20 protein-coding genes and 1 pseudogene are annotated in these 22,766 nt (G+C 36.8%); 19 read left to right on the top strand and 2 right to left on the bottom strand.

The features are described 5' to 3' along the window. Window positions 1-603 precede the first annotated feature (603 nt). The 15 genes and pseudogenes from PHY73_07720 (at window position 604) to PHY73_07650 (ending at window position 15,842) form a co-directional block, all read left to right on the top strand. Entirely contained in the window at window positions 604-1,170 is a 567-nt protein-coding gene (locus PHY73_07720) for a DUF5698 domain-containing protein (GenBank protein MDD3375589.1), read from the top strand. Between the two features lie 203 nt (window positions 1,171-1,373). Then, window positions 1,374-3,152, top strand: coding sequence for a pyruvate kinase (gene pyk / locus PHY73_07715; protein MDD3375588.1), 1,779 nt, complete (start codon window positions 1,374-1,376; stop codon window positions 3,150-3,152). Window positions 3,153-3,232: 80 nt separating this feature from the next. Continuing rightward, complete coding sequence (locus PHY73_07710) at window positions 3,233-3,751, top strand: GNAT family N-acetyltransferase (GenBank protein ID MDD3375587.1); 519 nt, start codon at window positions 3,233-3,235, stop codon at window positions 3,749-3,751. Between the two features lie 80 nt (window positions 3,752-3,831). Continuing rightward, on the top strand, window positions 3,832-4,248 hold the full coding sequence (gene rnk / locus PHY73_07705; GenBank protein MDD3375586.1) for a nucleoside diphosphate kinase regulator: 417 nt from the start codon (window positions 3,832-3,834) through the stop codon (window positions 4,246-4,248). An 81-nt stretch (window positions 4,249-4,329) separates the two neighbouring features. Next, the gene (locus tag PHY73_07700) at window positions 4,330-4,455 is read left to right on the top strand and encodes a hypothetical protein (GenBank protein MDD3375585.1); all 126 of its coding nucleotides are present in this window, start codon (window positions 4,330-4,332) and stop codon (window positions 4,453-4,455) included. Between the two features lie 51 nt (window positions 4,456-4,506). After that, window positions 4,507-6,123 (top strand): NADP-dependent glyceraldehyde-3-phosphate dehydrogenase, encoded by a 1,617-nt coding sequence (locus tag PHY73_07695; protein ID MDD3375584.1) that lies wholly within the window; start codon window positions 4,507-4,509, stop codon window positions 6,121-6,123. 60 nt (window positions 6,124-6,183) lie between these two features. Continuing rightward, window positions 6,184-7,302, top strand: a pseudogene (locus PHY73_07690) (cation:proton antiporter). Between the two features lie 233 nt (window positions 7,303-7,535). After that, on the top strand, window positions 7,536-7,952 hold the full coding sequence (gene rnk / locus PHY73_07685; GenBank protein ID MDD3375583.1) for a nucleoside diphosphate kinase regulator: 417 nt from the start codon (window positions 7,536-7,538) through the stop codon (window positions 7,950-7,952). Continuing rightward, window positions 7,949-8,188 (top strand): hypothetical protein, encoded by a 240-nt coding sequence (locus PHY73_07680; protein MDD3375582.1) that lies wholly within the window; start codon window positions 7,949-7,951, stop codon window positions 8,186-8,188. Before rnk (PHY73_07685) ends, PHY73_07680 begins: the two co-directional genes overlap by 4 nt. A 93-nt stretch (window positions 8,189-8,281) precedes the next feature. Continuing rightward, window positions 8,282-10,843, top strand: coding sequence for a phosphoenolpyruvate--protein phosphotransferase (gene ptsP / locus PHY73_07675; protein MDD3375581.1), 2,562 nt, complete (start codon window positions 8,282-8,284; stop codon window positions 10,841-10,843). Window positions 10,844-11,065: 222 nt separating this feature from the next. Next, on the top strand, window positions 11,066-11,713 hold the full coding sequence (locus PHY73_07670) for a trimeric intracellular cation channel family protein (GenBank protein MDD3375580.1): 648 nt from the start codon (window positions 11,066-11,068) through the stop codon (window positions 11,711-11,713). Window positions 11,714-11,768: 55 nt separating this feature from the next. After that, entirely contained in the window at window positions 11,769-12,446 is a 678-nt protein-coding gene (locus tag PHY73_07665) for a hypothetical protein (protein MDD3375579.1), read from the top strand. Window positions 12,447-12,465: 19 nt separating this feature from the next. Further along, window positions 12,466-13,863 carry an MBL fold metallo-hydrolase gene (locus PHY73_07660; GenBank protein MDD3375578.1) on the top strand — a complete coding sequence of 466 codons (1,398 nt, stop codon included), beginning with the start codon at window positions 12,466-12,468 and terminating at the stop codon, window positions 13,861-13,863. Window positions 13,864-14,018: 155 nt separating this feature from the next. Next, window positions 14,019-14,690, top strand: coding sequence for a MarC family NAAT transporter (locus PHY73_07655; GenBank protein ID MDD3375577.1), 672 nt, complete (start codon window positions 14,019-14,021; stop codon window positions 14,688-14,690). Window positions 14,691-14,795: 105 nt separating this feature from the next. Then, the gene (locus tag PHY73_07650; GenBank protein MDD3375576.1) at window positions 14,796-15,842 is read left to right on the top strand and encodes a 2-hydroxyacid dehydrogenase; all 1,047 of its coding nucleotides are present in this window, start codon (window positions 14,796-14,798) and stop codon (window positions 15,840-15,842) included. Window positions 15,843-16,805: 963 nt separating this feature from the next. Here the strand turns inward: PHY73_07650 and PHY73_07645 are convergent. Next, complete coding sequence (locus PHY73_07645; GenBank protein ID MDD3375575.1) at window positions 16,806-17,549, bottom strand: zinc ribbon domain-containing protein; 744 nt, start codon at window positions 17,547-17,549, stop codon at window positions 16,806-16,808. Between the two features lie 146 nt (window positions 17,550-17,695). Here PHY73_07645 and PHY73_07640 point away from each other — a divergent pair, with 146 nt between their 5' ends. From PHY73_07640 to PHY73_07625, 4 genes are read left to right on the top strand one after another with little or no spacing between them, the layout of a single operon-like run. Next, window positions 17,696-19,618 (top strand): NUDIX domain-containing protein, encoded by a 1,923-nt coding sequence (locus PHY73_07640; GenBank protein MDD3375574.1) that lies wholly within the window; start codon window positions 17,696-17,698, stop codon window positions 19,616-19,618. Continuing rightward, window positions 19,615-20,424: an SDR family oxidoreductase gene (locus PHY73_07635; GenBank protein ID MDD3375573.1), complete on the top strand. Its 810-nt coding sequence runs from the start codon at window positions 19,615-19,617 to the stop codon at window positions 20,422-20,424. Before PHY73_07640 ends, PHY73_07635 begins: the two co-directional genes overlap by 4 nt. Continuing rightward, window positions 20,405-21,502, top strand: coding sequence for a beta-ketoacyl-[acyl-carrier-protein] synthase family protein (locus PHY73_07630; protein ID MDD3375572.1), 1,098 nt, complete (start codon window positions 20,405-20,407; stop codon window positions 21,500-21,502). Before PHY73_07635 ends, PHY73_07630 begins: the two co-directional genes overlap by 20 nt. Window positions 21,503-21,517: 15 nt before the next feature. Then, window positions 21,518-22,237, top strand: coding sequence for a hypothetical protein (locus PHY73_07625; protein ID MDD3375571.1), 720 nt, complete (start codon window positions 21,518-21,520; stop codon window positions 22,235-22,237). A gap of 146 nt (window positions 22,238-22,383) precedes the next feature. Here the strand turns inward: PHY73_07625 and PHY73_07620 are convergent, their stop codons facing one another. Beyond that, a complete protein-coding gene (locus PHY73_07620) occupies window positions 22,384-22,686 on the bottom strand; it encodes a hypothetical protein (protein ID MDD3375570.1) in 303 nt (100 codons plus the stop codon). Window positions 22,687-22,766 lie beyond the last annotated feature (80 nt).

Genomic DNA, 22,766 nt, shown 5'->3' with positions numbered 1-22,766 from the left:
TCAGTCGGAAACTAATGGCAAGGATATTTAGGGAATCTTCGAAACAAAATTGAAAGGAGGTATCTGAAATGGGGATAATGTGGCGTTCCAAAAAGAAGGGTAAAAAACGAGAGAAATAAGGGATGGTCAATCCGGAAGGGGGTGAGAAACGATGGGGGATAAAGTTGCTAACAAGAAAAAGGCTAAAAAGAAAAAAAATAAATAAAAAATAGATTTATGACTATTTGCAATAAGGGAGGTGTTGCTTTATGAAAGTTGGTATTGTTGTTTTAAGTAATGACGCAGAGACCTGCTGGAATGCTATGCGGTACGGTAATTTTGCTTTAGGGCAAGGAGATTAAGTCAAAGTATTCTTTATGGGCAAAGGCGTTGAGCATGGGGAAATTTAATATTCTTGATCAAGCGAAAAAGCTCATACAAGTAGGCGGCAAGATTTATACCTACAGTTTAATGCGACGTTGACTAATATAAATATAGTAATTTTGAGAAAAAAATATAAAATATAAAATACAGAATAATCTGATTAACCTTAACTTACGACTACCAGAAAAGGCGACAGTCGTATATTAATTTTTGGACAAGCTAAGAAAGAAAGGTTGCTAAATGCCTGCATCAAGTATTGTTATCGCTCTAACCATATTCATTGCGCGCGTGTGCGACGTAGGGCTTGGAACAATTCGCCATGCGCTGATTATTCGTGGGCAAAAGCACTACGTCTTCATTATTGCCTTTTTTGAAGCGCTTATATGGGTTTATGCGGTATCTCGCGTCATGTCATCAATCCAAGATCCTCTCACTTCGTTTGCTTTTGCATTAGGTTTTGCGACAGGTACATTTGTTGGTATGACCATTGAAGGCATTTTAAAAATCGGCGAACAAGTTATCAGAATATTTTCCAAGTCTGGACAACTTGTTGCGCAAAAATTATGGGAAAAAGATTGCCGTGTGACTGTCTTTGATGGAAGCGGTCGTGATGGTAATGTCCAATTGCTCTTTGTACAGGCAAAGCGAAGAGACGTTTCACGCGCTATGAGTATCGCAAGAAATGCGGACCCAGACTGCTTCATCACATTGGACGATATTCGTTCTGTACATATGACTAAAGGTTCTTCCGAAGGCGGGACGGATTTGCTTTCTATACCTCCTCTTGTTACTACCGATAATAAGTAGAAACAATGAAGTTGAGGCTATAGTAACATGCGCGCCGGACCATTCTTCGGTCGTTCTCTGCATGGTAAATTCACCATGTTGCGGATATTACGAAAGCATTTTATTTCATCGATTTTGTTAACTACTGGCAGTATAATTTTGTATCTTAGTTTTTTCATGAAGTTGCACATTCATAAAATTAAAGTTTATAAGGAGAGTCTATTATGCGTAAGACAAAAATAGTTTGTACGGTTGGTCCGACAACAAACAATTTAGAAATATTGAAGCAACTTTTGCAAGCAGGTATGAATGTTGCTCGATTTAATTTTTCTCATGGAAATCATGCTCAACATAAAGAAATGATGGATATGATTAAAGAGGCTAGCCGTCAAACATCCATTCCAGTCGCACTTCTGATGGACACTAAAGGACCAGAAATCCGATCTGGTGCTATTAAAGGGGGCGGAATGATCGATCTTGAAAAAGAGGAAAAAATCATTCTCACAACAGACACAATTGAAGGAAATACAGATCGCCTCAGCATTTCTTATGAAAAACTTCCTTCAGAAGTTTCTATAGGCACACGGATTTTTATGGCTGATGGGCTTATCTGTCTGGAAGTTGAGAAGATTGATAAGAATGACATTCACTGTGTCATTATTAGCGGTGGAGAGATCGGTAGTTTTAAGAATGTAAATGTTATCGGGGTTAAAACATCTTTGCCAGCAGTAACTGGGCAAGATCTTGATGATATTAAGTTTGGCATTGCTCAAGGTGTTGATTTTATTGCGGCATCTTTTATTCGTAAGCCAACGGATATTAAAGAAATTCGTGCGGCCATTGATATTGCAGACAGTGATGTGGATATTATCGCTAAGATTGAAGATGACGAAGGGCTTCAAAATATTGACGAGATCATTCGTGTTTCAGATGGAGTTATGATCGCTCGAGGAGATTTAGGTGTTCAACTTCCTGCTGAAGAAATTCCGTTAGCACAGAAAACAATTATTCACAAATGTAATCAGCATAATAAACCCGTTATTACAGCTACTCAAATGCTTGAGTCTATGGTTAGAAATCCAATGCCGACACGGGCAGAGGTAACAGATGTGGCTAATGCCATTTTTGACGGAACAGATGCCATTATGCTTTCGGGTGAAACAGCAAATGGAGCCTACCCTATAAAAGCAACGGAAATGATGCATAAAATAGCTTTGCAAGTTGAAAATTCACGAAAGTTTTTTAATCATTTTCAAGAATATGGAATAGCTAACGGGCCAATCAATATTGCAGATACAGTTGCGCGTGCGTCATTTTTAGTTGCGCGAGATATTCATGCTGATGCTATTGTAGCACCGACATTACGAGGAAATACACCAAAGATGATCAGCAAGTATCGTCCAGAGCAGGATATTTTAGCCATGACACCTCATGAAGATGTTCGCCGCAAACTATTATTGTATTGGGGGGTAACTCCGATCATTACTGAGTATGCCACTGATGCAGACGAAATGCTTAAAAAGGTTTTTGAATCTGGTAAAAAGCAAGGACTGATCAAGCCTTTCGATCGACTGGTTAGTCTTTCAGGAATTCCGATGGACTCTCCGATTATGCTTAATAATATTCGTGTTCATATGGTTGCCGATGTTATTGGAAAAGGTCAACGTGGTTATGGAACAATATTCTCTGGTAAGATTGTAAAAGTATCTGACCTTAAGGAAGCGACTAGTCGCATTAAAGGAGACGGAACGGAAATACTTTTAACAAAATATATTGATATGTCTTTTGAACCAATCCTTAAAAAGGTAGGCGGTTATATTCTGGAAGAGTTTTCTTCCATGAGTTGGGATGATATTTACGTGATGAACCCTAATTTAGTTGCATTGGCTGGAACATTTAAGGCGATGTCTCATCTTAAAGATGGGCAAATTGTAACAATTGATGGACAGGAGAAAATAATTTATGATGGTAGTTGCCCCAACAAAAAGAAAATAGGCGCATAAACTCTCTGCGAGTAAAGAGAAGAAATCTTACAAAGTTCTAAGGCGCTTATGAGATAACTTTTAGCTGCAGAAGGTTTTTTGTGTATAATTTATTAATGATGAAAAATATTAAATTTGCTGAAGTTAAGAATGGTGAAATGATTAAAGAAGTGGTCTTGCTTGCAGATATTATTTGGCGAAAGCATTATATTCCTATTGTTGGACAGGATCAGGTTGATTACATGCTGGAAAAATTTCAGTCTGTAGAAGCGATTACAAGACAAATCCAGGATGATTATCATTATTATTTAATTGGCGATGATGCCAATTCGTATATTGGATATTTTTGTGTTCTTATCCAGGGCGATAAGCTGTTTTTAAATAAAATTTATCTAAAATTGCATGTTCGGGGTAAAGGTCTTGGCCGGGAAACGTTGAATTTTATTGAGGAAATTGCGAAAAGTAGCAATTGTTCGAGGGTTTGGTTAACAGTTAATAAAAATAATTTAGATTCGATAAAGGTTTATCAAAAATGTGGGTACACCATGATGGGTCCATATGTTCAGGATATAGGGCAAGGCTTTGTAATGGACGATTATGAATTGGAGAAGGTGTTATAGTTAGAGAGTTGGAATTTCTATAAAATAAGGATGTTTTTTATTAATTTTTAATAAACGTTTTAACAACAGGAGGAGACAAAATGGCGACGAAAGAAATTTATATTACTGATAATGATATGAAGAGATTGCGGGAATTGATAATGGTCGCAAGAGATTATGGTCAGGAAGATGAGAAGGATTTAAAGGAATTGGAAGACGAATTAGATACGGCTAAAATAGTGAAATTTAAAGATATTCCAAAAGATGTTATTACAATGAACTCTGAGATCCATTTGCTTGATGTTGTTGCTGAGGAAGAAGTTGTTTATAAATTAGTATTTCCCAATCAGGCGAACGCTAACGAAGGCAAAGTGTCAATTATGGCTCCGATTGGAACAGCATTGCTCGGATATAGCGTTGGAGATGTCATTGAATGGAAAGTTCCTGGTGGGATTACTAGACTAAAGGTAGAAAAAATATTATATCAACCTGAAGCTTCCGAGGATTACCATTTGTAAAAGGAATGAAACTGCAAAAAAGTTGTAGGCAAGCATAAAGATGCCACAAATATTGGTAATTCTGCAGTTGTGGTGGCACTTATGGGAAGGTTTTCAGCCGGAGGAGATGTCGGCGCGCAGAAAGGTTTGATACTTGGTTTTGGCGTTGGCGCAGTCATTCTGTTTGACATGAAAGAATTCAAGCTGCCCGTGTTGGAACTGAACTGATAATAAAATTGGATAAACCATTGTTTATACCAAAGAAATAGGAGGATTTGTATGCTTGACATAAAAGAAATATTTCCTGAAAAAGAGAATCTTCCAGAAAATATTAAAATAAAAAATAAAGTAAACCAAAGTGAATATCTCATTAATGGTGAGTTGAAATCGTGGGCTGGGCCTTTTCAAGAAGTTCTTTCTCCTGTGTGCTTATCAAGTGAGCAAGGGGTAGAGCAAAAGATTATTGGGGAATATCCTCTGTTGACCGAGAACGAAGCTTTGCTTGCATTAGATGCCGCAGTTAAGGCATATGATAACGGCCGAGGAGATTGGCCCACTTGTTCAATACAAGAACGGATAAAATGTTTGGAAGGTTTTGTAAATCGAATGAAGACTGTGCGAGAAGAGGTTGTGAAGCTCTTAATGTGGGAGATTGGAAAAAATCTTCTCGATTCTCAAAAAGAATTTGATAGGACGGTGGATTACATTCGAGATACCATAACTGCATTAAAAGACATAGATAGGATATCGTCAAAATTTGTTGTTGAACAAGGAATTTTAGGACAAATACGGCGTGCTCCTTTAGGAGTTGTGCTCTGTATGGGGCCGTTCAATTATCCTTTAAATGAAACATTCACAACTCTAATTCCAGCTCTAATAATGGGTAACACGGTAATTTTTAAACCACCAAAACTTGGAGTCCTTTTACATCAACCATTATTGAAGGCGTTTCAAGAATCATTTCCCAAAGGTGCGGTAAATACAGTTTATGGTGACGGACAAAAAGTCATTGGACCCTTAATGGCATCAGGTAAGATTAGCGCTCTCGCTTTTATTGGATCAAGCAAAGTCGCAAATATTCTTCAAAAACAGCATCCAAAACCTCATAGATGTAGATTTGTTTTGGGATTAGAAGCGAAAAATGCGTCAATTGTTCTTAAAGATGCGGATATTGATTTAGCCATAAAAGAGCATGTGCTTGGTACGCTGTCATATAATGGTCAGCGCTGTACAGCATTGAAAATGCTTTTTGTTCATTCCAACATAGTTGATTCTTTCCTTGAGAAGTTTGCGGAAGCGATAGAAAAACTAAAGTGCGGCATGCCATGGGAGGAAGGTGTCCAGATAACGCCGTTGCCTGAACCCAATAAAACTGATTATCTGCACGCCTTAGTTGAAGATGCAAAAACGAATGGGGCAAGAATTGTGAATAATCATGGCGGAGAATTTAATAAAACATTTTATTATCCTACATTGCTTTATCCCGTGAATTTGAAAATGAGAATATATACAGAAGAACAATTCGGCCCGGTCATCCCTGTCGTACCATTTGATGATATCGAAACACCAATTCAATATATTATTGACTCCAATTACGGTCAGCAAGTTAGTGTATTCGGAAACGATTCAGATGTTATTGCAGATTTGATAGATCCTTTGGTTAATCAGGTTTGCCGGGTAAACATTAACAGTCAGTGCCAAAGAGGACCAGACACTTTTCCTTTTACAGGAAGAAAAGATTCTGCTGAAGGGACGCTTTCTGTTTCAGATGCGCTAAAAGTTTTTTCAATTAGGTCTTTAGTTGCAACAAAAGAGACAGATTCAAATAAAGAAATCATTGACCAAATTGTAAAGAATAGGAAATCTAATTTTTTATCTACGGACTTTATTTTGTAAGAAAAAACATTATATCAACCCGAAGCGGAAGGGGATTACCATTTGTGATAGGGTAAAATCATGAATCTTGATAGTATCATATTCGAGTTGACTGTGATCATTGCTGGCGCCGCCTTGCTCGGCACGCTATTTCTCTATGCAAAGCAGCCAATTATCATTGCCTATATCGCAATCGGCATTGTAGTTGGGCCAAGCGGATTTGCCTTGATTCGTAGGACTGATCATATCGAACAAATATCTCATTTCGGAGTCATACTTCTGCTTTTTCTTCTTGGCCTGAACCTACAACCAGCAAAGTTGGTCAGACTTTTTCGGAAAACTTCGCTTCTCACATTTGGCACATCATTGTTGTTTGGTGCTGTGTCCTTTCTTTTTGCCTTGCTACTCAGGTTTGATGTACACAGTTCCTTGATTTTCGGTGCAGCCATGATGTTCTCAAGCACGGTTGTCGGGCTGAAGCTGATTCCCACTACTACGCTCCATCACAAAAGGATGGGTGGTGTAATGACCAGCGTCCTTCTTATTTAGGATATGTTAGCCATTCTTGTTATCTTATTCATCACTGGAGAACAGAGTGATCATGTTTTGGTAACTTTCGCGATGCTCACAGGGAAATTCACGCTTCTTTGTTTGTTATCTTTTTTTGGTGTACGGTTCGTGATGATACCGTTACTTACGAAGTTTGATGTAGTCCAGGAGTATACTTTTCTTGCGACACTGGCTTGGTGTTTACTCATGGCAGAAACCGCTCACTTCTTCGGCCTTTCTTACGAGATGGGCGCTTTCGTTGCCGGGATCTCGATTGCTTCCTGCAAGGTCGCACTCGTCATTGCCGAACGTCTGAAGCCGCTGCGCGAGTTTTTCTTGATCCTTTTCTTCTTTGCTATAGGGTCAAAACTGGATTTATTTCTAGAACCCCGGCTTCTTTTGGCCGCAATCATTTTTGGTGCGATTCTAGTACCCTTGAAAGCCTTTTTCTTTCGCTTCGCATTTCGAAAAACAGGTGAAACACCTGAGTTGTCTCAACAACTGTCAATACGTTTGGCTCAGTCAAGCGAGTTTTCCCTTCTTGTCGCTTTTTCAGCCTTATCGATGGGCGTACTGTCAGAAAAAGGAGCCATGGTAATTCAGGTTACCACGATTGTAACGTTCATTATATCGACCTATGGGTTGTCTTGAAGTGCCCGACTCCGATCTCAAAAAGTCCTGAGCTTCGTCAAGATTAATGCAGAGTATGTGGAATTATGGTAGCCTAGATTAAATATGTTCTTTTGGTATCAATGAATAGATGGTTTCTTTCATTCGATTTTTGGTTTTAAACTGAGAGGTTTTGTAAAGGGTTTGCAGGCTGAATATACATTGGACCCGGTTTTTTTAGCATTCATGGAGTATGAAGAATAAAGGAGGTAGCAATGTCTAATAAGATTATCTATATTACTGATAACGACATGAAGAGATTGCGGGAATTGATAATGGTCGCAAGAGATTATGGTCCAGAAGATGAGAAGGTTTTAAAGGAATTGGAAAACGAGTTAGATAAGGCTAAAATAGTGAAATTTAAAGATATTCCCAAAGATGTTATTACGATGAATTCTGTGATTTATTTACTTGATGTTGCTGAGGGAGAAGTAGCTGTTTATAAATTAGTATTTCCTAACCAGGCAGATGCTAGCGAAGACAGAGTGTCAATTTTGGCTCCGCTTGGAACGGCATTGCTTGGGTATAGTGTAGGAGACATTATTGAGTGGAAGGTTCCCGCAGGCATTGCGAAATGGAAAGTTGAAAAGGTACTATATCAACCTGAAGCGGCAGGAGATTACCATTTGTGAAAGAAGTGAAAACTATAAGAAAAGAGGAGAACAAAAAGGTTGGCATTGTGATTGCTACTAACGATTGCGAAACTTGTTGGGTGGCGATACGTTATGCCGCTTTTCATCTTATGGATCAAAAAGATGTTAAAATTTATTTTGCAGATTCAGGAGTAAAATATAAAGATATATACGATGAAATATACGATGTTGTGAAATTGGTAGAATATTTTACTCAAGCGGGTAATCGAATATAATAATAAGGTAAAAAGATAAATGAGCATTTTAAAAAGAATTGTGATTTAAATTGATTTTAGAGAAGATATTTATCAATTCAACTTAAAGGAAAAATGCCAAAAATAAAAAATATAATCGAAGAAGCGCAATATATGCTTGAAAACAAGCTTGATTACAGACTCATTAAGATATTTTCTAAGGAATGGGAAGGAACTCATGAGGAGCGAAAACGCTTGGATGATATTCAAAAAAAATCAAAAGATGATTTGTATATTGAAATTATCTACATTTTAACTCACAAAATTATAAAAGATGTTAAAGAAGCAAAAAATATGTATCAAGAAATTATCGTGCATAAAGACAATATTTCTAAAAAATTAAAACGGGCTGTGGGCATAGAGGTAGCCGCACTGGATTATATGAAAAATATTCGATCAGTTTTATATGATCCTGTAATTATTGACAATGACAAATTATTAAAACTTGCAACTAAAGCTATTATTGATGAAGAAACGACTCTGTACGATTGTGTAACATTGCATTCAAATCTAGAGGCTGAAATTGATAGATCAAAAAGATATGGTCACCCTTTGTCAATTTTATTTTGTGATATGGATGATTTTACTAAAATTAATGATATTTATGGCCATGAATCTGGGGATGAGACCTTAAGGGAAGTTTCGCGTTCTATTCAGGAAATATTAAGAACAACTGATCGTGCTTTTAGATATGGGGGTGAAGAGTTTGTATGTATTTTGCCTGAAACAGATTTAAAAGCTGCCGGAATTCTTGCAAGACGGTTAAGAAAGAAAATCCAAGAAATGAAACTTTATCAAATCAACTCGAAGAGCACATTTAATGTTACCATTAGTATTGGAGTTGCAGAATTTGGTAAAAACAGAGTTTATGATAAGATTTCTTTAATTCATGCTGCTGATCAAGCGATGTATCAAGCTAAGGCTAACGGAAAAAATCAGGTCTGCTTATATGGTATGGATATTAGAAATCAAAAAAAGAAAAATAAAAATTCTACTCGAAGAACTAAACGAATAGTTATTAATGGAAATACTATTTCAAAAGGCCTTGCCATTGGAGAAGCATTTATTTACAGAGATGTTTTAAGTCGTGATCTTATTTCATATGTTTTAAAAGAAACAGAGATAAAAGAAGAATTCAATCGTATAGAAAAATCCTTGGAACAAGTTCTATTAGAATTACAAAAAACAAAAGAAATCGTAGCGACAACAGTTGCTAAACAACATGCCGACATTTTTGAAGCGCATAAAATGATTTTAAAAGACGAGAGAATCCTGAAAGACCTAGAGAAAGAGATGAACCGGGAAATGGTTAACGCAGAACAGGTTGTTAAAAATGTATTTCAACATTGGTCGAATAGATTCAGGGCGTCAGATGATGAAATGATTCAATCAAAAGCTGATGATATGGATGATTTAGGGCGAAGAATTTTGCGTGAACTATTAGGCTATGATAAAAATGTATTAGAAAAGCTTCCACCTAATAGTATTATTGTCGCTAAAAGATTGCTCCCGTCAGACACGGTGCATTTAAGTAGTAAGAACATTAAAGGTGTTGTTACTGAGGAAGGTGGTTATAACTCCCACAGTGCTATTATTGCTAGAGCTCTTGGTGTTCCGGCTGTCTGTCAATTAGATAAATCAATTTCAAATATTAAAAAAGGGGCGATTCTCCTTCTTTATGGAGAGAATGGAAAAGTTGTTGTCAACCCAACGGTCAAAGAAAAGGAAAGATTTAGAACCAAGTTAAAAACAGCACAAGTAAAAAACAATATCATATTAACTAAAACAAGAGAAGCGGCAATAACAATTGATGGAACAAAAATCTTAATATATGCAAATGCTTCAAATGAAGAAGATTTTAAGAAAGCAAAAAAGATGGGATGTGATGGGATTGGTCTTTTTAGAGTAGAAAGTCTGTATTTAGAACATAAAACAGCTCCGGAAAAAGATTATCTTATTAATCGATTCAAAAATATTTTAAAGTGTCTACCAAATAAAGAAATTATTATTCGTCTTTTAGATGTAGGTGGCGATAAAAGGCTTCCTTATCTTAATGTAGAAAAAGAACGCAATCCTTTCTTAGGATTAAGAGGCATACGGTTATTGCTTACCCACAGAAAACTATTGGAGACGCAGATTGAAGTTATTTTGGATTTATATAAAAATTTTGATGTTAGCATACTAATTCCTATGGTTACTTTGCCTGATGAAATTATTATGGTTAAAGATATAATTACAAAATTACAGAAATCATTTAAAACTGAAAAAAGAAATATTAAGATTGGATCAATGATCGAAACGCCTGCTGCAGTAACACATATTAACAAAATTGTGGAACTATCGGATTTTTTAAGTATAGGGACTAATGATTTGATCCAATATACAATGGCAGCTGGTAGAGAGAAGATGAACGCAAGTGAGTATTATGATCAAGGTGCAAAAACAGTAATGATGATGATTGAGCGTGTGATTATTCAAGCTAATAAAGGAGATATAGGCTGTGGTGTTTGTGGTGAAATTGCGGGAGATACAAAGCATATTAAAGGATTATTATCTGTAGGGGTAAGAAATTTAAGTGTAGCTCCTAGTCTTATACCATTTGTAAAAAATGAAATTAGAAAAATTAATTTAAAATGAGATTTAAATTATACGTTTAGCAAAACATTTCCTAAAATAAAAATGTAATTGAGATAAATATTTATGAAAAGTTTGAAAGAAGTAATAAGTTTTAGGAGACAGGTTGAATATGTTTTTATTGCCACTTCTGGTAAAGACTGCATCCTGCAAGAGTTAAAACGGCTATAATGAGATAGAATTTTTGGGGGTTATTACTGATTCCTTATAACGGAGAGCTTTTATATGATTTATATCCTGGACATTTTCGGCACATTGGCGTTTGCCATCTCCGGTGCTTTTCGCGCAGTGAAACATGAACTGGATCTGTTAGGAGTGTTGACGCTTGCTACGGTTACCGGCATTGCTGGTGGCATCATTCGGGACACTATCCTTGGCGCAACGCCGCCAGTGTCTCTGCTTGATTATTGGTATGTCCTGATTTGCTTAGCAGGAGGGGGTGTCGTTTTCATTGCGGCCCCCAAAATAGCTACTAAGTGGGACTACGTAATGATTGCCGATGCAATAGGACTAAGTGTATTTACGGCAATTGGCGCAAGCAAAGCAGAATCATACAACGCAGTACCTCTCACCGTTATACTTATGGCTATGATAACGTCTTGCGGCGGTGGAGTCATTCGTGATTTACTTGTAACGGAAATACCCTCAATATTGAAAAGGGACTTCTATGCGTCAGCAGCGTTGTGTGGTGGAGTTTTATTTGTGCTGCTAGGCTATATTGACATGAACAACAGCGTTCGTATTGCCTGCACTATTGGTTTTACATTTATAATGCGAGTTTTGGCCATGAGATACTGTTTATCACTACCCAAGGTCAAACCTCTGAATGCATCTGTCTCCCAGATTGTGAGGATGAGAAAGAAGGCGTTATAATTGCCACCCATGATCCTGAAACGTGATGGGCAATATATTACATTCAATATTTATTATGAAGATATCTGTTGCAAAAAATTCTGACGAAGTCTTTAACAATGTGCAGTTATATATTTCACATTTATTCCGTATTGCATTAATTATTGCTATGTGTTTGGACGTTTATTTTGGGCGATGGATGCTTTTGTTTTTAAATTGCATTGCTTTATTTCTTATGTTTCTTCCTGCAATAATCGAGCATAACTATAAAATTACGTTGCCAATTGAGTTGGAACTTTTATTTGTATTCTTTATATTTGGATCAATGTTTCTTGGTGAAACGTTCGATTATTATCATAAATTCTGGTGGTGGGATGTTATGTTACATTGTATTTCAGGATTAATTTTAGGGTATATTGGATTTATTATTCTATACGTCTTTTATTCTGAAAAACTTATTAAAGCAAGGCCATTTCTTCTTGTTATGTTTTCATTTAGTTTCGCTGTTGCCTTGGGTACAATTTGGGAAATATTTGAATTTTTTATGGATAACACCTTTGGTTTTAATATGCAAAAGAGTGGTTTGGTTGATACGATGTGGGATCTTATTATTGATTGCTTAGGCGCATTCGTAGTATCGCTTTTTGGCTACATATACCTTAAATATCATAAAGGTTGGTTTTTAAAAGACTTAATATTAAAGTTTGTGAGAAACAATCCAAATATGTTTGTGTATAAACAACAAAGCAATTAAAAGGGTTGGGGAGTTAATAATGAAAATTACATTTTTAGGTGCCGCAGAAAACGTCACTGGTTCTAAATTTTATATTGAACATGGCAAATCAAGAATACTAATTGATTGCGGATTATATCAGGAGCGCGATCTTCGAGATCGTAATTGGGAAAAATTTCCCATTAATCCTTCGAGTATTCAAGCTATGATCTTGACACATGCGCATCTTGATCATTGCGGGTATATACCTAAACTGGTAAAAGATGGATTTCGTGGAAAAATCTATTGTACAGCGCCGACAGTTGAGATTGCTAAAATTTCTTTACTTGATTCTGCCAAATTGCAAGAGGCAGATGCGCAATATAAACGTAAGCGACATAAAAAGGAAGGCCGAAAAGGAGCGCATCCGGAAGTTGCACTTTATGATATTGATGATGTAAGGAAAGTATTTCCGCTCTTTAGAAAAGTTTCATACAGGAATAAAATTAAAATATCTTCTGATATTACCGCAACCTTTTATGATGCTGGTCATATATTAGGTTCCGCCATGATTGAGCTGAAAGTAAATGAACAAGGCAAGGAAAAAACTTATGTGTTTTCAGGTGATATTGGTCGATGGGACAGGCCTATTCTTGATAATCCACATATATTTGAAAAAGCAGACTGTGTTGTTATGGAGGCAACTTATGGTAATCGGGTCCATGAAGAAGAGGTCCCGTCTCTTGAGAAATTATCAGATATCATTAATCAAACAAATGAAAGAGGTGGAAATATAATCATACCTTCTTTTGCCATAAATCGAACACAGGAGGTGTTGTATTATTTAGGTCAATTGGTAGATGCAAATAAGATTCCACATTTAATGACATTTGTAGATAGCCCAATGGCAATAGACGTAACTGAAGTATATAACATGTATCCAGATGATTTTGATGATGAAGCAAAGCAAATTTTGGAACATGAAAAGAGTTTGTTTCATTTCCCTTTGCTTAAAATGACAAAATCATCAGAGGAATCCAAAGCGATTAATCATATTAAAGGTTCCGCAATAATTATCGCTGGTTCAGGAATGTGCACAGGCGGCAGAATTAAACATCATTTAGTGAGTAATATATCCCGAACTAGTAGTACAATTTTGTTTGTAGGTTATCAGGCTGTTGGAACATTAGGAAGAATTATTCTTGAGAAACCAGAATATGTGCGAATTTTAGGACATACTCATCCGATTCGTGCAAGGATTGAGAAAATTAATGGTTTCTCAGCACATGCAGATAAAAATGAATTATTAAAGTGGGTTTCAGGCATTAAGAACACTCCGGAAAAAATATTTATTGTTCATTCTGAAAAAGAAACAGCTCGTGAATTTGCATCTACATTAAAAGAGAAAATGAAGAGTGAGATTCTTGTTCCGCAGCACCTACAGGAGTTTCAAGTTTAAGATTAATTATATCTTGCAAGTTTAATAATATAAGAATTTTCAGAAAGATGAATTTAAGAATGAGCACCTTTTTTATTAGGGTAGTTATGTGAAATGTGCCCCTTTATGCTGTGTTTGAAAAAATTTATTAGATAATAATATTCTAAAGGAATCAAATGTCATTAGATCACGTTATCCCATTATTGTTAGGCACAATTTTTGCGTTATTGCCCATAGCAAATCCAGTCAGTACAGCTGCTTTCTTTTTAGGTATTACCAAAGGAGATTCCGCAAAAAAACGCAATCAGCAAGCAACAATGGGTTGTATATATATGTTTTGGATCTTAGTCGCGTTTCTGATTGCAGGTTCTTTAATTATGGAATTCTTCGGCATATCGATTCCAGGGCTGAGGATTGCTGGTGGGCTTATGGTTTGCAACGTGGGTGTAAATATGCTGAACCCCAAGGATGATGGTATGAAGGAAGAATCAAAGCAAGAATGTCGCAAAAAATCGGATATTTCATTTACCCCTTTAGCTATGCCGAGCTTAAGCGGGCCTGGTGCTATCGCTGTGACCATTGGCCTCGCTGCCGAGATCGACCATGTTTTTGATTATGTTATTATTATTGTCGGCATTCTAATTGTCACCATGATCTGTTACGCAGTCTTACGGGCTTCATCGATGGTGGTTAAATTCTTTGGAGTAGCTGGAGTGGATGCCTTAAGCAGGATTATGGGGTTTTTACTTCTATGTGTTGGAGTCCAATTTATTCTTAACGGAATCATCGGTGTCGTTACTGATCCAGAGATAATGCAAAACATCATTTCTGCTATAAAATCGGAATAAGAGAACAAGAACGGACCAGTCCACTCTTAAGGGGCGGAAAGCATTATAAAGATTCTCCAGTTAATCGCTTTTATTATTTGATCTATCAGAGGTAGGAGGTTTAAAATGAGCAATAAAAAAATATTTTTTTATGATGCCAAACCCTATGATCAGAAAGTATTTGATGAGATCAACAAAAAGTATCATTTTGAGATTCAATACTTTAATGGTCATTTAAATTCTAATACGGCTCGATTGAGTCAGGGGCATGATGTTGTTTGTGCGTTCGTAAATGATACTGTTGATAAAAAGACTATAAATGTCCTTAAGGATTGTCAGGTAGAATTAATTGCATTACGAAGTGCTGGATATAACAATGTTGACCTCAAGGCTGCTTACGAGACTATCCATGTTGTTCGTGTTCCTGCATATTCCCCTTACGCTGTGGCAGAACATGCGGTTGCATTGATGCTTAGCTTAAACCGTAAAATTCATCGGGCTTATTATCGGACACGGGATGGAAATTTCTCCATCAATGGATTTCTCGGTTTTGACATGCATGGGAAAACCTTAGGTGTCCTAGGAACAGGAAAAATAGGCAAATGTCTTATTGATATTGCTTCGGGATTTGGCATGAAGGTTATCGCTTACGATAAGTACAGAGATGAAGAATATTCAAAAGAAAAGGGGTTTAAATATGGCACCCTTGAAGAACTATACAAAGAATCTGATATTATTTCTTTGCATTGTCCTTTGTCAAAGGCGACGTATCATATGATTGATGAAGAGAGCATAAAACAAATGAAGAGTGGAGTTATGATCATCAATACAGGAAGAGGCAAGCTTATCAAGACAGATGCCCTCATAGAGGGCTTAAAGAATGGCTCAGTCGGATCTGCCGGACTTGATGTTTATGAGGAAGAAAGCGAATATTTCTTCGAAGATTTTTCTAACTCGATGATTGGTGATGATATGCTGGCGAGACTTTTAACATTCCCGAATGTTCTGGTCACATCTCATCAGGGATTTTTCACGAAAGAAGCGCTGGCGAATATTGCCAGCACCACATTGGAGAATATTAAGGAATATTTCGATGATGGTTTTCTTAAGAATGAGGTTTGTTATCGATGTGATAACGAGTGTAAAAAGAAACAAGGAAAACGTTGTTTTTAGTGGGCTATGGGCGTATATGATAAATGTTTGAAATTTATTGAAAAAGAATTTTTAAATATCCTGCTATTTCACTTGAAGAAGAAAGAAAGCTTATCGATAAAGCGCAGAAAGGTTTTAAGGAAGAAACAGAAGCGCTTATTCTTCGGCACATTAGTTTCGTTATTTTTCGTATTTATAAAAAAGCTTTTCCTTCCTATATCCGCCGTTTCGGCGAAGATATCTTTTCTGAAGCGGTTTTTATTCTTTACGACAAGATTCAAACTTATGATCTTTATTATACAGACAAGTGTGGTGCTCTGAGACCAGTTAGGTTTGCTTCCTATGTTTGGAAGAGGATTGATGGGTTTATTCTTGATTCGTTAAGGGCAGAAATAGAGAGGGAAAAGAATTCTATATCGCCCAATTGGGAAAGATATGATGGTGAAAATGACAATGTCCACCCTAAGTGGCTTGGACATCGCTAATTGATTATATATCAAATAGTTATGTATTTTTCGGGTTGAAAATAGTGGACAAAACGGACATTTTTTCCTCTAACTTTATCTCTAAACCGACGATATAATCGATAATTTGATCTTTTCCTGTATAATAAAGCGCAGCTGATAGTGAGATACATTTAAGACTTAGACACCCCCGGGGAGCCAGTTTAATCTCTCTAAATTTAATTAGAGAGATACCAATAGCCCTGAGTAGCTAAACTATTCAGGGCTATTTTCATGTCTTGTCGTTTCAAAGGGTTAGGGTAGATATTTTTGCATTGTTGTCGTAAGAAGAGCGGAACGCGCATCAAATCAATTCTTTTTTCTAAAACCAGTCTAATAAATCTCATCAATCTATCTCTTTATCTCTGAATCGCGCTTTAGTTAATGCTTTCTAGTTAATGGCATTATCGTCGATATTTTGATTAATCTGAGCAATATTTTGGGCATTAACTAGGAATTTGGGTAAGCGTAAACAGAGATACTAGGAGAGTAATGCGCGCCACAGCTGGCCCTGTTTCTGCCAATCTGGTTCGCTGATAATACTGCGTATTTTGTATTCGGGGATTTCTGCAATGCGCTTATTTGGTGAGAAAATAATTTCTTCTTGAATAGCCGGAGACAAGAGGAGCATATTCAGGGTTTGATCTAATCTAACCGGGATTACGTTAAGCCATTCAGCCGCTTGTTTTATGCTTGGTATTTTGTCCTCATCTATAAGCCTCTGTATCTGATAGGCAAGAATCAAACTTCTTCTAATCTTTGGTTCTTTTTCGATTTCCGTTTCTTTGTGCCATTTACTCAATGTGCGCACCTTTTTTAGATCAACGTCAAATTCAAGCTTAATATCGCTACCGTTTAGATTGATTCCAAGCTTCTTTGCTTCAGATGAATAGTAGATTTTCTTAACAAGAACGCGCAGGATTCTTCGCTTTTCCTCTGGATAGAGCGTATCCCAGATAGGGGACAGAAGAGCTTCAGCTTCTTGAGAGCGTTCTTTAAATTTTTTTGTGTCTGACAAGATTCTCTTTAAATACTCGACCGAAGCTTCCTCTATAGCCTGCGCGTTAAGCGATCGGTTTGGGCACGAATGGTAGCCACGCTTCTGGGCATTTGTGCAAACATAGTAACGATATTTTTGTGTTTGTTTTTTTATTGTTGATTTAAGAAAAATGAGGAGACATATGTAATGAATGAATGTTAGATTGGCTAATGTAAAATATTGCATTATGGCACGTTGGAAGAAATTAAGATTTTGTAAGAATTACGCCAAGTTGGTTTTTTAAAGAAAGCTATGCTATACTTTTACCATCTGCAGTTATAAATATTAATATTCTTAGTTTTAATTTGCCACGGAGAAAAGAAGGTTTTTCGATGTTTTCAATCAAGGTGCTTGAAAAGGGTATTTTTTTTATCCGCATTCCAAGAAGACATTGGGCGCGTTTTCGTGGATTTGTGTCCATTCTTATCATATTTGTTTTTCTTTTGTCTTCTGTTTTGCCTTCCTACGCTCAGAGCGTACTAAATCTTCCTGTTCCGGGCACCATGGTCAACCTAAGCCCTGCCTTTGTTCCTGTTTTGCTAAAGGGGATGACGATCGACTCTAAGAATCCTCTTTATTTTGATTTTATCGTTGATAGCGGAAATACAAAGTTTACGCAGGATCAGATCAAAGAAGAGTCGAGTCGACTTGTAAAATATTTTCTAGCCGCCATGACAGTTCCTCAGGATGACCTGTGGGTCAATTTATCTCCTTATGAAAAAGATAGGATTGTTCCTGATGCGCTCGGAAAGACTGAGCTTGGACAAGATATGTTGGCACAGGACTATATTTTAAAGCAACTCACAGCATCTTTAATTTATCCGGAAAAAGAGTTCGGCAAGGCATTTTGGGATAAAATTTATAAGAAAGCTTATGAGCAATTTGGTACAACCACGATTCCTGTTGATACTTTTAATAAGGTTTGGATTGTGCCCCAAGAGGCTACGGTCTATGAAAATGGCAATGCAGTTTACATTGTCAAAAGCCATCTTAAGGTAATGATGGAGGAAGATTATCTTGCGCTAGCGAATAGCGAACAACGGGTAGAGGATAGCAATGACAAAGACCTAAGCGCTAAACGCTCTACGCTAGCTTCAGATATCGTCCGTGAAATTATTCTTCCTGAAATAGAACGTGAGGTTAACGAAGGTAAGAATTTTGCTCCCATCAGGCAAATTTATCAATCTTTGATTTTGGCACAATGGTATAAAGAGACGATTAAAGAAAGCCTTTTGTCAAAAGTTTATATTGATCAAAATAAAATTAAAGGTGTGGATCTGCCGGACCCAACAATCAAAGACCAGATTTATTCCCGCTATGTAGAATCATTTAAGAAAGGTGTTTTTGATTTTATTAAAACAGAATACGATCAGCCAAGTCAGCGAGTCATCCCTAGAAAATATTTCTCCGGAGGAGAGAAATTTGGGAAGATTCCTTTAAGTCGTACGCAAGAGTTAGGCGCTTTGAGCTCTTCGCCTGCGGGGGATGATTATAAGTTGTCTTTGCGTATTGAGCCTCAGAAAGATGGCAGCAACAAGCCGATGGATGCAAGCTCTTCTAATGTGGATGCTCGCAAGAGTTATGGCAAATTAATAAAGCTTTTTAACAGCGATAAAGAGGCTCTTAATGAAAGGTTAGAAGGCCTTATTTTAGAATATAAAGAAATATTGAATAGAGAAATTACAAAAGAAAAGCTTTTAGAAGAAGAATTTATTAGGGTTACGGATGAAAATGGAACATATTTGAAAGATGCGAGTGGGAATGCTCAAATTACTACACGAGAGATAGCGCATGACAAAAAAATATTAGGTGACCCACAAAAAAAGTTATGGCATAGAATTGCATCAGTCTTAATGCTTGATCTACAAGGAAATGTTTTGGTTCAAGTTAGGTCGAAGACCAAAGACACTAAGCCTGGTGCTTATGATGTTTCGGCAGGTGGGCATATAGGCATAGATGATCCAGAAGCTGGAATGAAAAAAGAAATTGAAGAGGAAGTATTTAATGAAAAGCATGAAATTGATCCTACTAGATTAGTTCGGATTATGCCTAAAGGCCAGTACATAACAAGTAAAGATGGTGCAGAGAATGCAACATTTTTTATCTACATTATAACTGAAGAAGAGAAGAGAAAGATTATAAAGCAAGACAAAGAAGTCGATGCTTATGAATGGAAAGGTCTGGAGGTGATGCAGAAGCTATTAGGAAATTATAAATGGTACAGAGGATTGCCTAAAGAGATTAAATTATTGTGAAAAGCGAATCGTTAAATAGCAAAAGTTACTCAACTGATTTCGCAAAGACGCAAAAAACAGTATTAATTACAGGAGGCACAGGAGGAATCGGGGAGAAAATAGTCTTCGAGCTTGCTAAGTCAGGAATCAGTCACGTATTTTTTACATTTTTTAAGAATGAGGAAAAAGCAAAGCTTTTGTCTAAAAACATCAGCAGTAAATTTAAAGTTCATTGTCAGGGATTAAGATGTGATGTTTCTAATTTTGCCGATGTCAAGCTGGTGGTCGATGAAATATTTTCTCAAACAGGGCGCATCGATTTTCTCATTAACAATGCGGGTGTAATTAGAAATCAATTTATTATTTATATGACGGATGATGATTGGGATGCCGTCATTGATGTTAACCTTAAAGGATGTTTCAACTGTATAAAGGCTGTTGGCAGAAAGATGATGAAGAGTCGACAGGGAAAGATTGTAAATATTTCATCAACGGCTGCTCTTCTAGGAGCGTTTAAGGAAATCAATTATGCAGCTTCAAAGGCGGGGATTCTTGGGTTGACAAAAACAGCGGCTTTGGAGTTTGATCAATATGGTGTTAAAATTTTTACTCTTATTCCTGGCATGGTGGAAACAGATATGATCACGAGGCTATCTGAAACAGAGCGAAAGAAAATTCTTCAAAAAATCCCAATGAGAAGATTTTGCAAGCCTCAGGAAATAGCCAGCACTGTTTTATTTTTAATATCTGACAATATTCGTTTAAAAAATGGATTTCAACTTTCCATAGATGGAGGTTTAAGTTTAGATGATGAGTCCTTTCTATGATGTTGTGATTACCCGAATCAGTCAGTGCTCTATTTGTGGAGAATCGACAGATAGTTTTTGGGATACAATTTTGCTGAAAAAAGATTTCTCTGTGCAATTCAATGAGAGAACCGGGAGGTTTATGTACTTTGTTGATGGCGCGAAAGGTGTAAAAAATAAATATCAGCACTTTATAAAAACAGCGCTTACGCCACTTTTAAATCATTTTGATGAAGATAGAATAAATCTGATAGTTGGATCGAGTTTTGGCGACCATAGCGGAATTCTAGAAGGAGCTGATTCCTTATTTCCTTCTCGTAAAGCCATTGAGAAACTTCTTGATCGGAAACTAGCTTTTTACTGTAATATTTCGACTTCATGCACTTCGTCACTAAATGCTATTGGATATGGCTATCATTTGATTAAGACCGGACAATTACAACACGTTATTGTAGGAGGGTGTGAAGCGTTGGATGATTACATTATTAGCGGAATGGATGTGCTGCGTGTCCTTTCTAAGAAGAAAAGAAGCACTCCCTTTACTGCGTCACGAGACGGCACAACACTGGGGGAAGGTGCGGCTTTTGTAGTTTTGCAGAGAATGGATAATGCGGTTAGAGCTCACGAGGAAATACTAGCGGAAGTAAAAGGTTACGCTAACTCAAATGATGCTTATGATATAACAAGGCCTGATATGACGGGGTTGGGATTAATAACGACAATGAGAGAATGCTTGGGAGAAATTGATCCGCAAAATGTTAAATATGTTAATTCACATGGGACAGGAACTCTTTACAATGACATCATGGAAACGAATGCTCTTAAGGCTATCTTTTCGACCAATATTACTACCTCGACAATTAAGCCTGTTATCGGACACAGCTTAGGGGCCTGTGGAGCTTTTGAAACTTTGGCTTGTGTGCTGTGTTTGCAGAATCAGATTATTCCTCCCACGTGTTCTGATGGGGAAAGTGACGCTGCATGTGACTTAGATTATTGTTTTAAGAAGCCTCGCAAAGCAGCGGTCGATTATGTAATCAATAATTCTGTCGGTTTCTGGGGAACAAATGCATCATTATTGTTGAGAAAATTTAAATAATTCTTTTCTTTTTATATGGAAATACCTAACGTTTATATTGCCGCGATATTTACAACTGCAATTGCTCTAGCAGTAATAGGAGGGTTCATCGCCGCCCTTCTCAAGGGTAGAACCAAAACAGCTGTGTGGCTGGGCTTAATTTCTCTTCCCGAATTCGTAATCGTTTTTTATCTCATCAGAGTCCCGGTTGATAAACTTCTTCAGTTTATTTTTGCAGTGCCTGCCTCTGGCGGAGCAATCCCCTTTGCGTATTCTTTAATTTCTTTTTTTTATGCGCCTGTCACAGAAGAATTGATTAAAATATCCCCGTTTCTAATCCCATTTTTTAGGCAACAACTAAAAACAACAAATAAAATTGCTGTTGGTATGACAATAGGATTAGGTTTTGGTATCAGTGAGATGTGGACTATCGCTTTTTGGCTTTCCCATAATGCCTTAATCTCGAGATTGCACTGGCATCAATTAGGCGGATACATTGAAGAACGTTTTGTAGCATGTTTGTTGCATGGCATGTTTACGATCATAGCGATTCAAGGAATCAATAAAAAACTCCTTAAGTATGTTCTCTATACTATGGGTTTGCATGCATTGGTAAATTTACCAATATTTTTATTTGGGATAGGCGTTTTTCAAGCAGATAAAAATACAGCAGCCCATGTTTTATTTCTCTACCCAATACTTTCAGCGATAACCTTAGGTATTCTATTAGTTAAGAGGTATAAGTTTCTAAAATAATTATTAAACGGAAAATGTCCTAGGAATGATTCGGCGATTGAAACAATGAATGCGGTCATCAAAACCGTTGACAGAGCAACGGAGACAATAGAGAGAATTCCAAAAGTTTGTGAGGGAAATGCAAAGCAGCCTTAGAGTAAATTAGTTTATTGACTGGATAAGAATTTCTTGACCTGGTCGTGATTCCCGACCATTAAAGCAAAGCATTGTGATTTTTCACGCCTGATAATAAGGCGTAATTTTCCCTCAATACCGGCTTCATAGAAAGGTTTACGTAGTTGCTTGTAGAAGAAGCGTGGAGCGATTTTTTGAGCTTCGGCTAGGTTGCAATTAGAAGTGTAATAAGTTTCCAACGCCTTTAAGAGAATCCTGATAATTTCCTTTTGCTTGGCATCAAGGATTTTTAAGCTTCGATCAAAAGAGGAAAGAGTAAACAGATAAAGAGGCATAGAGTTTTTTATTTAATGTTGTTAATGTATGTTTTTGTGACCCTTTTGGCAGAACCTTTTTCTTTTTGATAGATCTTTTC

Source organism: Candidatus Omnitrophota bacterium, assembly GCA_028693815.1.
GTDB lineage: Bacteria > Omnitrophota > Gorgyraeia > Zapsychrales > Aceulaceae > Aceula.
Note: the sequence above shows the minus strand (reverse complement) of the source record. Positions and strands in the feature narration are given on the sequence as shown.